This is a genomic window from Bacillus sp. CCNWLW194, assembly GCF_037120585.1.
Lineage (GTDB): Bacteria > Bacillota > Bacilli > Bacillales > Bacillaceae_G > Bacillus_A > Bacillus_A basilensis.
Genome location: NZ_JBBBBL010000008.1, coordinates 11,786 through 24,854, shown reverse-complemented (window position 1 = coordinate 24,854; position 13,069 = coordinate 11,786). Strand labels below are relative to the sequence as shown.

General features: G+C 34.3%; 14 protein-coding genes. 11 read left to right on the top strand and 3 right to left on the bottom strand.

Annotated elements, in window-relative coordinates:
* Positions 1-209: 209 nt before the first annotated feature.
* Complete coding sequence (locus V7S50_RS18525) at positions 210-545, top strand: YolD-like family protein (protein WP_242251879.1); 336 nt, start codon at positions 210-212, stop codon at positions 543-545.
* Between the two features lie 217 nt (positions 546-762).
* Here the strand turns inward: V7S50_RS18525 and gerPF are convergent, their stop codons facing one another.
* Positions 763-978: a spore germination protein GerPF gene (gene gerPF / locus V7S50_RS18520; protein ID WP_001141565.1), complete on the bottom strand. Its 216-nt coding sequence runs from the start codon at positions 976-978 to the stop codon at positions 763-765.
* Between the two features lie 200 nt (positions 979-1,178).
* Here gerPF and V7S50_RS18515 point away from each other — a divergent pair, with 200 nt between their 5' ends.
* The 4 genes from V7S50_RS18515 (at position 1,179) to V7S50_RS18500 (ending at position 3,641) form a co-directional block, all read left to right on the top strand.
* Positions 1,179-1,514 (top strand): hypothetical protein, encoded by a 336-nt coding sequence (locus V7S50_RS18515; protein WP_063223398.1) that lies wholly within the window; start codon positions 1,179-1,181, stop codon positions 1,512-1,514.
* Between the two features lie 197 nt (positions 1,515-1,711).
* Entirely contained in the window at positions 1,712-2,419 is a 708-nt protein-coding gene (locus tag V7S50_RS18510; RefSeq protein ID WP_242251881.1) for an SDR family oxidoreductase, read from the top strand.
* Between the two features lie 193 nt (positions 2,420-2,612).
* The gene (locus V7S50_RS18505; protein WP_309260130.1) at positions 2,613-3,272 is read left to right on the top strand and encodes a DUF6944 family repetitive protein; all 660 of its coding nucleotides are present in this window, start codon (positions 2,613-2,615) and stop codon (positions 3,270-3,272) included.
* 156 nt (positions 3,273-3,428) lie between these two features.
* Complete coding sequence (locus tag V7S50_RS18500) at positions 3,429-3,641, top strand: YqaE/Pmp3 family membrane protein (protein WP_242251884.1); 213 nt, start codon at positions 3,429-3,431, stop codon at positions 3,639-3,641.
* Positions 3,642-3,718: 77 nt separating this feature from the next.
* Here V7S50_RS18500 and V7S50_RS18495 read toward each other — a convergent pair whose 3' ends face one another.
* Entirely contained in the window at positions 3,719-3,925 is a 207-nt protein-coding gene (locus tag V7S50_RS18495) for a KTSC domain-containing protein (RefSeq protein ID WP_097949322.1), read from the bottom strand.
* A 469-nt stretch (positions 3,926-4,394) separates the two neighbouring features.
* Here V7S50_RS18495 and V7S50_RS18490 point away from each other — a divergent pair, with 469 nt between their 5' ends.
* A complete protein-coding gene (locus V7S50_RS18490) occupies positions 4,395-6,920 on the top strand; it encodes a transglycosylase domain-containing protein (protein ID WP_336376435.1) in 2,526 nt (841 codons plus the stop codon).
* Between the two features lie 100 nt (positions 6,921-7,020).
* Here V7S50_RS18490 and V7S50_RS18485 read toward each other — a convergent pair whose 3' ends face one another.
* Positions 7,021-7,302, bottom strand: a complete 282-nt coding sequence (locus tag V7S50_RS18485) for a hypothetical protein (protein WP_242251886.1) — start codon at positions 7,300-7,302, stop codon at positions 7,021-7,023.
* A 237-nt stretch (positions 7,303-7,539) separates the two neighbouring features.
* Here V7S50_RS18485 and V7S50_RS18480 point away from each other — a divergent pair, with 237 nt between their 5' ends.
* The 5 genes from V7S50_RS18480 to prpB all read left to right on the top strand — a co-directional run bounded on the left by V7S50_RS18480 (position 7,540) and on the right by prpB (position 12,971).
* Entirely contained in the window at positions 7,540-8,685 is a 1,146-nt protein-coding gene (locus tag V7S50_RS18480) for an MFS transporter (protein WP_242251887.1), read from the top strand.
* Positions 8,686-8,700: 15 nt separating this feature from the next.
* A complete protein-coding gene (locus V7S50_RS18475; RefSeq protein WP_063223392.1) occupies positions 8,701-8,991 on the top strand; it encodes a HesB/YadR/YfhF family protein in 291 nt (96 codons plus the stop codon).
* 396 nt (positions 8,992-9,387) lie between these two features.
* Positions 9,388-10,509: a citrate synthase gene (gene mmgD, locus V7S50_RS18470; protein WP_060630752.1), complete on the top strand. Its 1,122-nt coding sequence runs from the start codon at positions 9,388-9,390 to the stop codon at positions 10,507-10,509.
* Between the two features lie 98 nt (positions 10,510-10,607).
* Positions 10,608-12,044 (top strand): 2-methylcitrate dehydratase, encoded by a 1,437-nt coding sequence (gene prpD / locus V7S50_RS18465; RefSeq protein WP_000598133.1) that lies wholly within the window; start codon positions 10,608-10,610, stop codon positions 12,042-12,044.
* A gap of 18 nt (positions 12,045-12,062) precedes the next feature.
* On the top strand, positions 12,063-12,971 hold the full coding sequence (prpB, locus tag V7S50_RS18460; RefSeq protein ID WP_063223389.1) for a methylisocitrate lyase: 909 nt from the start codon (positions 12,063-12,065) through the stop codon (positions 12,969-12,971).
* Positions 12,972-13,069: the final 98 nt, after the last annotated feature.

The following is a 13,069-nucleotide window of genomic DNA, read 5'->3' as shown; positions in this document are numbered from 1 at the left end:
AAACTGTAATTAGCGGTGGGCATCGTCTACTGGTTATTAGCTTTCACCAATTGGGCGTTTATGGGCAGTTGATTTTCGCGCATGTGCTGAATTTTGAGGTGGGAGCTATATTGTCTGCTTATACGTGAAAAATATGAGCCAGCAATTATTAAAGAATAATTAAGGAATAATATGTGTGAGAGTGAATGGATGATCAAGGAGATAAAGAAATGAATGATGTAAAGGTGCAAAAAGAAGAAAGAGAATGGGTTCCATTTACAGTAATGTCGGAACAGTTGTTAAGTATGCGAAAAGTTATTGGAGAGAAATTTAAAGTAAAAAAACCGCTCTTAACAAAAGAAGAAAAAGAGAGGATTTCTGATAAATTATTAATGTCATTGTTGGCTGAGAAAGAAATATTGGTGACATATTTTGAAAATGGCTACATCCTTACTAGCTACATGACAGTGGTACATATAAATCCGCTAAAGCACATTATAATGTGCACTGACGCATTTTATAAAACTTACGTATTTAATACTACGGATATTATTGAAATAACGTAAAGAAAGCTGAAATTTAACTTTTAGCTTACTTTACGTTATGTTAGATGTGGAACAGAAAAAATGAAACGAAAAAGCAGCTAGCTTCATACTAGCTGCTGAGCCCCAGGGAAAGGGAGAAAAAGATAGGGTACTCCAAAAATCAACAATAGCTGTGTAACAGCCTGATTATAGTATAGACAAATTTTAAATTTTTAAACAGAACGATGAAAAAATAGGGTTAGGCTGTACCAACTTGATTTTGATCTGCAAGGTCAGAATCAAATGTATTAGTCGCACTCACACCGTTAAAAGTATTAACAACAAAACCAACGTTTGAAGCACCAGATCCATTATAAGCCTTCGTATTTTCTTTCGGAGAGACGTTGTAGAAATCCCCTAAGTTAAATGAACCGTTACTATTTTGTACAACTAAATTCCCTACAACTGAGGGCATAGTTTTCACCCACTTTATAATCATTGGTTAACACTATTATATGGTCTTATAGTCCAAATGGTTCATGTGAAAAAATTGTGGAATAGTAAAACGTTTGAAGTGTAGCTCATAATAAAAGTGTGTTAAACTGAATGTAAGGTTTAGTAACTAAAATACAATTGTATAATTAGTATATACGAAAACAAAGGAGGCAAAATGTAATGAATAATGTTATAAAAAAAGTAGATTTAACAGATGCAAAATCAAGTAATCTTGTTGCACTTATTTATAGCAATGAAGTTATATTGGTTGAAGAAGCATTTTGTCCAAATGAAATAAAATTAAAGTTTAATGAAATTGCAATTTTATCATCTATTAAAACAGCGCATATAATGAAAGTATCTATCAGAAAAGAACTTGAAGCAATTTTTCATGACACTGGTGTTTTATTGGTGAAGCATAGTGTTGAGTATGGAAACAGTCAATCTATCACCATGCATTTTGAACAATTTAAAAAGTTGCAATATGAGATTGAGAAATTAAATAAAAGTATGTGATGAGACTAGATGAAGATTTTAAAAGTAATACCGAGATAAATAATGAATTCTTTAATATATAAACAAAAAGAGTAACTGTTATGGTTACTCTTTTTGTTTATATAAAAATTCTTACTAAAGTATGAAATGATTTCATACTTTAGTAAATGGTTGAATGAAAAGGGTGAGTGTAAAATATTGTAAAGGAGGAGATGGGCTTGAAGCGAAACAACATTGGGAAAATTGTAATTATAACAGGAGTGACGCAAGGTTTAGGTCGTGCAATGGTTGATCGATTTCATGAATTGGGATGGAGTATAATTGGCTGTGGACGTTCAAAAGATAAAATTGAAGAATTGAAAAAATATTACGGTAAGACACATGATTTTCAAATCATTGATGTTTCAGATTCTCAGCAAGTAAGTAGTTGGGCAAACTATATACTTAATAGTAATAAAGCACCCGATTTATTAATAAATAACGCATCGATCGTTAATAAAAATGCGCAATTGTGGAAAGTTCCAGCTCAAGAATTTGAAAATATAATGAATGTAAATGTAAATGGTGTAGTAAATGTAATAAGAGCATTTGTTCCGGCGATGGTAGCCAGGAAAGAAGGAATTATTATTAATATGAGTTCTAGCTGGGGAAGAGAAGGTGAAGCTGAGCTTGCACCATACTGTGCCTCGAAGTTTGCAATTGAAGGTATCACGAAATCAATGGCACTGGAATTGCCTCATGGTATGGCTGTTGTTGCTTTAGATCCGGGTGGAAGTATTAGCACGCCAATGCTATATTCATGTGCACCACAGTATGTAAATGAATCGCCTACACCTGAAATGTGGTCACATCATGCAATTCAATATATATTGAATATAACAATAGATAAAAATGGATATTCATTGACTTGTCCAGCATGTGTATGAAAATCAGTATCTTTTATGTATTTATATTATTAGCGATAAACGCTTTGCTCAAAAAAAGTACCTTAAAGGTGCTTTTTTGTATTAGTAACACATTATAGAATGCACAAAATTACATATAGAAAATAAATATGAGATAGAGGATGCCATTTGTGTATGTCGAAAGTATTAGAAAATTTTTAAATAGGTGATAAGAATGAACCTAAGCGGTTTAAAAGTGACAGGAGCGTGGTTTCAAGTAGGAGGAAATCTTACAGCGGCTATTGGGACTACAAGAGGATTTATTGGAGAAGAGGAAGTTGAATCAGATCTTGTAATTGTAGGAAGCTCGTTACAAGCCCTCGGGTATATATTACAAATTATAGCGAGTAATGATAACGAAGATGAAGCTGAAAGAGAAAACCAAAATAAGTGTTTGGAGAATAAGAGTGAAATGCTCGATAAAATGGGCATTGAATTATTGGCATTAGGGAATATATCAAATGTAATAGGAACATATTTTAACATAAATGAACAATTGAAAGAGAATGATTATCTCATAATTGTAGGGAATAGTTTACAATCGATTGGAGCTTTTTTAGGAGTAGAAGCGGCTTTACTTCAGATGAAAGCGATACAGAGAATTATAATACTAGGCAATTCTTTGCAAAGTTTAGGCGCTGGACTTCAAGCTTATCAAGGTATTGTTAATGTATTGAAGAATGGAATAGAAGATGACGATAATATGGTTGATAATAAAAATGAGAGAATAATAGCACTTATTGGTATTTGGATACAAGCAATAGGAACTATTATTTCTGCAATTGGATTAACTATAATAGAGAAAGAAGAAAGGTTAGAAAAAATAAAAATATGAAATTGTTTTTTTAAGGGGGTATGTAAAATTACAATTTTACATACGTAGAAATGTTGAAGTGGTAGGTTTTTTTGCATTGGAATAGAATATATACAGTAGAAAAGTTATTAGTGTATGAAGAGAGATAAAAAATACAAAACAAGGAGTTTTCAAGAGATGATGTATGTATTGGCAATTATTCTTCCACCTGTAGCCGTATTATTTTGTGGAAAACCATTTCAAGCAATAATTAATTTCATATTAACATTAATATTTTGGGTTCCAGGGGTTATACATGCGATATTAGTTGTGCATGATAAAAAAGCAGATCGGCGATTAAAAAAACAAATTCAAGCATATGATGAAATTAATAAGAGGGATAGAAGGTAATTGGATCGTGAAACTATATAAAAAAGAAAGGAGGATAATATTATTATCCTCCTTTCTTTTTTATATAGTGGTTAAGTTTAAATTTTTGTGTAGCGGTAAGAATTTTTAATATAAGTATTGTGATAATAACTTTTAGAGTGTGCGTTTAATAAACCAGTGTAAATGTTTTGAGGTACGTTAAAGAAATCATACATTCCATGCTTTAATTGAATGCGTAAAATCATTGAAAAAGGATTATAGCCAACAGCAACTATATTTTTTGAGATAACGGGAGATAATTTCATTCTTACGCAACTCCTTATTTTTCAGTTTTGATGATTTCTAGTAGATATTGAGGTTGTGGTATTGAAATCCTTATAATTAAAGAGGTATTATACTTATATGCAATATATTAAATGTTCGTTATACGTAATCATAAGGAAGTTCACACGAAGTACATATCGTTGTGCTATTTTTATTTCACCTTTGATTTATAAATAAGAAAATATTGACCATTTGAAAAAAAGGTATATTATTTATACGAGGTATTAAAAATTCACTTTTTACATTCTATGCTTTAAGGGGCAGCATTATTAGGAAATATGGAAGTGAAAATAGTTTGTATAAGAAGTATTCTAAAATTTATAATCTGTGAATTAGGAAAATATTGAATGCTCCAGGTCAATATACTTTTTTAATTAAATTCATTTTAGAAAGTGACCTCAATATTTTGAAGTAAATCAACGGGAGAATTGAAAGGCAGGAGAAAGTAACATGTCAGAAAATTATCGTTCTCGAGAGGAGCGACGACAAGTTAAAAAGAAAAAACAGCCAGCTTCTAAAACACAAAAACCAAAAGGTAAAACATCATTCTTTCGCAAGTTTTTAATTACTTGTTTATTACTTGGTATTGTTGGTTTAGTGGCGGGGGTTGCTACTTTTTTCGTAATGATTAAGGATGCACCAAAACTTGAGAAAGCAAAACTTGTTAATCCGTTATCCTCAAAAATTTATGATAAAAATGGCGATTTGGTATATGAATACGGGAAAGAAAAACGGACGAATGTTACGTATGATCAAATTCCTAAATTAGTAGAAAATGCATTTTTAGCAACAGAAGATGCACGTTTTTACGAACATAGCGGAGTAGACTTTAAAGGTACTGCCCGTGCTGTTTTGGTAAGTCTTAAAGGAGATTACGGTTCACAAGGTGGAAGTACGATAACACAGCAGGTTATTAAAAACTACTTCTTATCGATGGAAAAAACATCAAAACGTAAGGTTCAGGAAATATATTTAGCGTATAAGCTAGAACAACAGTATTCAAAACATGAAATTTTAGAAATGTATTTAAATAAAATTAACTTAGGAAACCGTTCATATGGAATCGCAACAGCAGCACAAAACTACTATGGTAAAGAATTAAAAGATTTAACATTACCAGAAGTTGCGATGCTTGCAGGTTTACCAAAAGCACCGAATAACTATGATCCGACGAAAACAGAAAATATTCAAAGAGCAACAGAAAGAAGAGATGTTGTACTAAAATTAATGAATCGACATGGTTATATTACGAAAGCAGAAATGGAAGAAGCTTCGAAAGTTAAAGTAACAGATGGACTTAAGACTGCAACTGTACAAGCAATGCCATATCCTGCATTTATGGATGCGGTTGTGAAAGAAGTTGAAAAGGAATTGCCAGATGCTAATATTGGTTCTGACGGTTTAGAAATTTATACAACTTTAGACATAGAAGCACAAAAGGCTGCCGACAGGATATTAGATACTAATATTATTAATTATCCAAATGATAAATTCCAAGGTGCTTTCACATTTATGGATACGAAAACAGGTGAGGTTCGTGCTATAGGTAGTGGGCGCGGTGAAAATAAAGCAGTATTTAAAGGGCATAATATGGCAATTGAATTAGATCGTGCAGCTGGTTCAACTATGAAGCCAATCTTTGATTACGGTCCTGCAATTGAATATTTAAAATGGGCTACGTATCATCAAATTGATGATTCTCCATTTAAATATTCAACTGGACAAGAACTTCGAAATGCGGACAGAAGTCATTTAGGCCCAATTACTATGCGTGAAGCGTTAAAAATGTCACGTAACGTTCCAGCAGTTAAAACTGCAAAAGAAGTAGGACTTAATAAATCAAAGGAATTCTCTGAGAAATTAGGTATTACATTTAATAAAGCGCCGGCAGAATCTACAGCTATTGGTACAAACGAAGTATCACCAACAGAAATAGCGGGTGCTTATGCGACATTTGGTAATGGTGGAAAGTATACGAAACCGCATTTTGTTAAGAAAGTAGTTTATCCAGACGGCAAATCACAAAGTTTTGGACAAAAACCAAAACAAGTTATAGCTGATTCTACAGCATATATGATTACTGATATGCTTCGCTCAGTAGTGACATCAGGTACTGGTACAGCGGCAAATATTAGTTCTTTAGATGTAGCTGGTAAAACGGGTACAACAAACTATGATTCAAAACAATTAGCGAAATTTAATATTCCAGAAAGTGCAACTCGTGATAGTTGGTTTGCAGGTTATACGCCGCAATATACGATGGCGGTATGGACTGGATATATGAAAGATGGTAAAGACGAGTATATTAGTAGTAAAAATACGAAAATCGCACAGTTGATCTTTAAAGAAATGATGAGTGAGTTTGCTACTGACAAATCACGCTTTAAAATGCCAAGTAGTGTAATTCAAGAAGGCAGTGAGTTACGTATAAAAGGTGAAAAACGTGATTCTTCTCCAAATATGAGCGTACCAGACACGACAGAACAACCAAAACAAGATCAGCAGCAAAAAACTGAAGAAGAGAAAAAGCAAGAAGAATTAAAGAAACTAGAAGAACTGAAAAAACAAGAAGAACAAAAGAAACAAGAAGAACTTAAGAAGCAAGAAGAACTTAAGAAGCAAGAAGAACAAAAGAAACTAGAAGAGCAAAAGAAACAAGAAGAAGAAAAGAAACAAAATGAACAAAATAATGGTAATGGTCAAGGAACGACACCTCCAGCAAATAATGGAGGAGGTCAAGGAAATACGACACCTCCAGCAAATAACGGAGGAGGCCAAGGAAATACAACACCTCCAGCAAATAACGGAGGAGACCAAGGAAATACGACACCTCCAGCAAATAACGGAGGAGGCCAAGGAAATACGACACCTCCAGCAAATAATGGAGGAGGCCAAGGAAATACAACGCCACCAGTGACCACACAACCAGATACAGGTGGTAATGCAGGAGAAGCCCCTGCTAATAATGGACAATAAGAAAATTTCATGAAAATATTAAAAAGCACTTAAGATTTGTAAAAATTACAATCTTAAGTGCTTTTTTCGTTTAAATGCAGTAGCTATGAGACGATGTATTTTAAATATTAAATGTACCATAGAAGTTTTGGAAATAAATTGAAGGGAAATGATAAAAAACTTGAGACTGAGGTAGTGGAGGATAACTGTGGCTATGAAAGGTGGTACTACTTGGATGTGCGCCATGATGCCAAAATGAGGGAGTAACTTGACCGGGAATTTGATATTGTTGCCAAGTTGGGGGAAGTTCAATTCCTACATCGGAACTAGCAGTATGGACTGCAGGAACGTGTATCCCAGGAGTCGAAGGGACTACGGCAGTTACTCTTGAAGATACCCACATAAAATAATCACTCCTAATTTGTGATAATAAAGTAGTATATTCTTTTTACACATATAAAGGTACATATAGATAGGACTTTAGGCTAAAACATACATATAAAGTTGTAAGACCAATTTAAAATGATGATGGACCATTTATTATAAAAAGATACGTCTATTTACGGAAGGCAAAGGAACAAAGAAGCTGTAAAATGGAGGTGTTAATTGCAATAACTTACGTGTTTATGGAGGAATTCTAATGGAAAGATTATGGACGAAATCATTTATTCAAATGACTTTCGCAATGTTATTTTTATTTACAGGATTTTATTTACTTGTTCCAACGCTCCCGCTCTTTATTAAAGAGATAGGTGGCAATGAATCACAAGTTGGACTTATGATGGGAATGTTCACAATAGCTGCAGTTGTAATACGACCGGTTATTGGAGGGATGTTAGATCGATATGGTAGAAGATCTTTTATTATTTTCGGACTCATCTTTTTTGGGTTAACGATGTATTCTTATAATTTAGCGTCGACTATTGTCCTTTTAGCTGTTTTACGTGTTATTCACGGAGTAACATGGGCTGTTTCTACAACAGCTGTTGGAACAGCGATAACTGATATGATTCCAGATTCACGCCGTGGTGAAGGTATGGGTTGGTATGGGATGGCTATGACAATTGCAATGGCAATCGGCCCGATGATTGGATTATCGGTTGTACAAAATTATTCATTTCACGGCCTTTTCTTGTTAGCAACTCTTTTATCCTTTATGGCAGTCGTATTATCGTTAATGACGAAAATGCCATTTACAGCACAAAAAGAAAAAGAGAAAATGCAATTGTTTGAAAAATCCGTTTTATCCATTACGATTGTCGTTTTCTTTTTATCGTTTGCATATGGAGGGATTACGACGTTTTTACCGCTATTTGCATCGTCAATTGATGTGAATCCTGGGACATTCTTTCTTGTATATGCAGTTGCATTAACAATTATAAGACCAATTTCAGGGAAACTATTAGATGAATTTGGAGAAGTATTCATCATACTCCCAGCATTATGCATTACTATTTTAGCTATCGTTGTATTAACTCTTTCCAATGGTTTGACGGGTGTAATGATTGCAGCGATATTATACGGTATTGGATTTGGCTCAGCACAACCAGCTTTGCAAGCGGCGATGCTTACAATAGTTGATTCGAGCAAAAGAGGGGTTGCTAACGCTTCATTTTTTACTGCATTTGATTTAGGAATTGGATTGGGTGCAATTTTACTTGGAGTTGTTTCGCAAATGTTTGGTTACCGTATTTTATTTGCGGGTAGTGCAATTTCAGGATTAATTGCTTTAATTATTTTTATCGTTCTTGTAAAACAACGATTAAGTAAAAAAGAATTTGCGTAAACTGGAGGAACAAAGATGAAAATTTCAATTGATCATAAAGCTCTACAATGGTTTAAAGAAGAGTTACGTATAAAGCATGGTGAATCTATACGGTTTAATGTAAGATACGGTGGAGATAGCTCGATTCAGCCTGGCTATTCTTTAGGGATTGTTGCGGAGAAACCAGATGGGGGAATCGTGTCAGTTGAGAAAGAAGGCATTCTATTTTTTGTGGATGTTGATGATCTTTGGTACTTTCAAAACTATGATTTAGTTGTAGATTATCATGAGGAAACAGAAGAAATTCAATTTAATTACGTAAAATAATAACTTTATTAAAAATAAATAAATTGTATATGAAAATTATATTTAGAGAATAGTGAAATAAATATAATGCAAAAAACGAGCTGTATATGTTTACAGTTCGTTTTTTTATTTAGTAAAAGGAATTATAAAATAGATATATTTAATGGGATTATATGAATCAACTTTATATTTTGTTTTAAGGATAGATAGAGAGAAGTCTGTCCTTTCTTTATAAAATATGAAAATTATTTTTGAAAAATTGTATTGTTACATCGATAAAAGTATAGGAAACTTATCATTATAAAATAAATTGAAATCTTCTAAAAACTCTGATACATTGAAATAGAAATGTAGTTTCACAACATTGTAAAGGCTTACAGTTATGTGCACGAAGATCTATTAGGATTGGAGGAAATAATGATGAAAGCTGAAGAAAAATTTTCCCCGGGATTAGATGGTATAGTGGCAGCGGAGACGAAGATCTCGTTTCTTGACACAGTGAAAGGTGAAATTGTAATTCAAGGGTATGATTTAATCGAACTCTCAAAAACAAAAGAGTATTTAGACATTGTGCACCTTTTATTGGAAGAACATCTACCGAATGAAGATGAAAAAGCAACACTTGAAAACAAATTAAAAGAAGAATATGCGGTACCAGAAGGTGTATTCAACGTATTAAAGGCATTGCCGAAAGAAACGCACCCTATGGATGGATTGCGTACAGGTGTGTCCGCACTAGCTGGTTATGATAATGATATCGAAAACCGTTCATTAGAAGTAAACAAAAGCCGTGGGTACAAGCTGTTAAGTAAAGTACCAAACATTGTAGCGAATAGCTATCATATTTTAAATAATGAAGACCCAATCGAACCTCTTAAGGAATTATCATATAGCGCGAATTTCTTCTATATGTTAACAGGTAAAAAACCAACGGAACTTGAGGAGAAGATCTTTGATCGTTCCCTTGTTTTATATAGTGAACATGAAATGCCAAACTCTACATTTACAGCACGCGTTATTGCATCAACGCAATCTGACTTGTATGGTGCTTTAACTGGTGCGGTTGCATCACTAAAAGGAAGCTTACATGGTGGTGCAAATGAAGCGGTTATGTACATGCTTTTAGAAGCTGGTAATGTTGAGAAGTTTGAAGAGTTGTTACAGAAGAAATTATATAACAAAGAAAAAATTATGGGCTTTGGACACCGTGTTTATATGAAGAAAATGGATCCAAGAGCTTTAATGATGAAGGAAGCTTTAAAGCAGTTATGTGATGTCAAAGGTGATTATACACTATATGAAATGTGTGAAGCTGGAGAAAAGATTATGGAGAAGGAAAAAGGAATTTATCCAAACCTTGATTATTATGCAGCTCCAGTATATTGGATGCTTGGTATTCCAATTCAACTTTACACACCAATCTTCTTTAGCTCTAGAACAGTAGGACTATGTGCGCACGTGATTGAGCAACATGCAAATAATCGATTGTTTCGTCCGCGTGTAAATTATATTGGCGAGCGACATGTGCTTAGTAAATAAGAACAACTGGGGAGTTGTTAGCGCCGCCCGCCAGATGGGTGTTTGACCGACACCCATCATTAATAATAACGAATTTTCGACAGAAAGGGAAGATTAGCATGATTAAAACAAATGAAATTAAACAAAAAGATGCATTATTAGAAGAAATTACGGATTATGTATTAAATAAAGAGGTTACTAGTGCAGAAGCATTTAGTACTGCTCGCTATGTATTATTAGATACACTTGGATGCGGAATTTTAGCACTTCAATATCCAGAGTGTACGAAATTATTAGGACCAGTTGTACCAGGCACAATCGTGCCAAACGGTACACGTGTACCAGGAACGTCTTACGTACTAGATCCAGTGAAAGGTGCATTCAATATTGGATGTATGATCCGTTGGTTAGACTATAACGATACTTGGCTTGCAGCAGAATGGGGACATCCATCTGATAACTTAGGCGGAATTTTAGCAGTTGCAGATTATATTAGCCGAGTTCGTATTTCAGAAGGAAAAGAACCGTTAAAAGTACGTGAAGTATTAGAAATGATGATTAAAGCTCATGAAATTCAAGGTGTGCTTGCTTTAGAAAACAGCTTAAACCGTGTTGGTCTTGACCACGTATTATATGTAAAAGTAGCAACAACTGCTGTAGTTGCGAAAATGCTTGGTGGAACACGTGAAGAAATCTTTAATGCATTATCGCATGCGTGGATTGATAATTCTAGTCTTCGTACATATCGTCATGCTCCAAATACTGGATCACGTAAATCATGGGCAGCAGGTGACGCAACGAGCCGCGGTGTTCATCTTGCAATGACTGCTCTAAAAGGTGAAATGGGTTACCCTACAGCATTATCTGCACCAGGCTGGGGATTCCAAGATGTATTATTTAATAAACAAGAATTAAAATTAGCAAGACCATTAGAGTCTTATGTAATGGAAAATGTATTATTTAAAGTATCATATCCAGCAGAATTCCATGCACAAACAGCTGCAGAATGTGCTGTAAAATTACATCCGGAAATTAAAGAAAGATTAGATGAAATTGACCGAATTACAATTACAACTCATGAATCAGCAATTCGTATTATTGATAAAGAAGGTCCATTAAATAACCCAGCTGATCGTGATCATTGCTTACAATACATTACGGCAATTGGTTTATTAAAAGGAGATATCGTTGCGGATGATTATGAGGATGCAGTAGCAAATGATCCACGTGTAGATGAATTACGTAATAAGATGGTTGTTGTTGAAAACAAACAGTACAGTTTAGATTACCTTGACCCGAACAAGCGCTCAATCGCCAACGCTGTTCAAGTTCATTTCAAAGATGGCACTGTAACAGAAAGCGTGGAATGTGAATATCCACTTGGACACCGTTTCCGTAGAGACGAAGCAATTCCGAAAGTTGTTCAAAAATTCACTGCAAATATGGCAGGTCATTATTCTAATAAGCAACAAGAACAAATTCATGAAGTTTGTTTAAATGAAGAAAAACTAGAAAATATGAATGTAAACGAATTTGTAGATCTATTCTTAATTTAATAATAGGGGGAATCTAAAATGGCTTGGGTTGTGGATAAACAGTCAACACAAGAAGAGCTTGCGAATCGCTTCCGAGCTTTAGTAGAAGCAAATGAAATTTTACAAATTCCAGGTGCTCATGATGCAATGGCAGCTCTTGTTGCGAAAAATACAGGTTTTTCAGCTCTTTATTTATCGGGAGCTGCTTATACTGCAAGTAAAGGGCTACCAGATTTAGGAATCGTGACGTCTACTGAAGTAGCAGAGAGAGCAAAAGATTTAGTAAGAGCTACAGATTTACCAGTTCTTGTTGACATTGATACTGGATTTGGTGGTGTACTAAACGTAGCGAGAACAGCGGTAGAAATGTTGGAAGCAAAAGTAGCAGCTGTTCAAATTGAAGATCAACAATTACCAAAAAAATGTGGACATTTAAATGGTAAGAAACTTGTTACGACAGAAGAATTAGTTCAAAAGATTAAAGCAATTAAAGAAGTTGCGCCAAGCTTATATATTGTAGCGCGTACAGATGCTCGCGGCGTAGAAGGCTTGGATGAAGCGATTGAAAGAGCGAACGCCTATGTAAAAGCAGGTGCAGATGCGATATTCCCTGAAGCGCTTCAATCAGAAGAGGAGTTCCGTCTATTTAATAGTAAAGTAAATGCACCTTTACTTGCGAATATGACTGAGTTCGGAAAAACACCGTATTATAGCGCAGAGGAATTTGCGAATATGGGCTTCCAAATGGTTATTTATCCTGTAACTTCACTTCGTGTTGCAGCGAAAGCGTATGAAAATGTGTTTACTTTAATTAAGGAAACAGGTTCTCAAAAAGATGCACTTTCAAATATGCAAACGAGAAGTGAGTTATATGAAACAATTTCATATCATGACTTTGAAGAACTAGATACTGGAATTGCAAAAACAGTATTATCAGAGGATCAATAGATAAAACAACTAAGGCGATGAGAATACATCTTTGGCAAAACGAACTGCTTGATGTGAAAATTCATCGCCTTCTGTTTTCAAAAATAAGATATTCCACT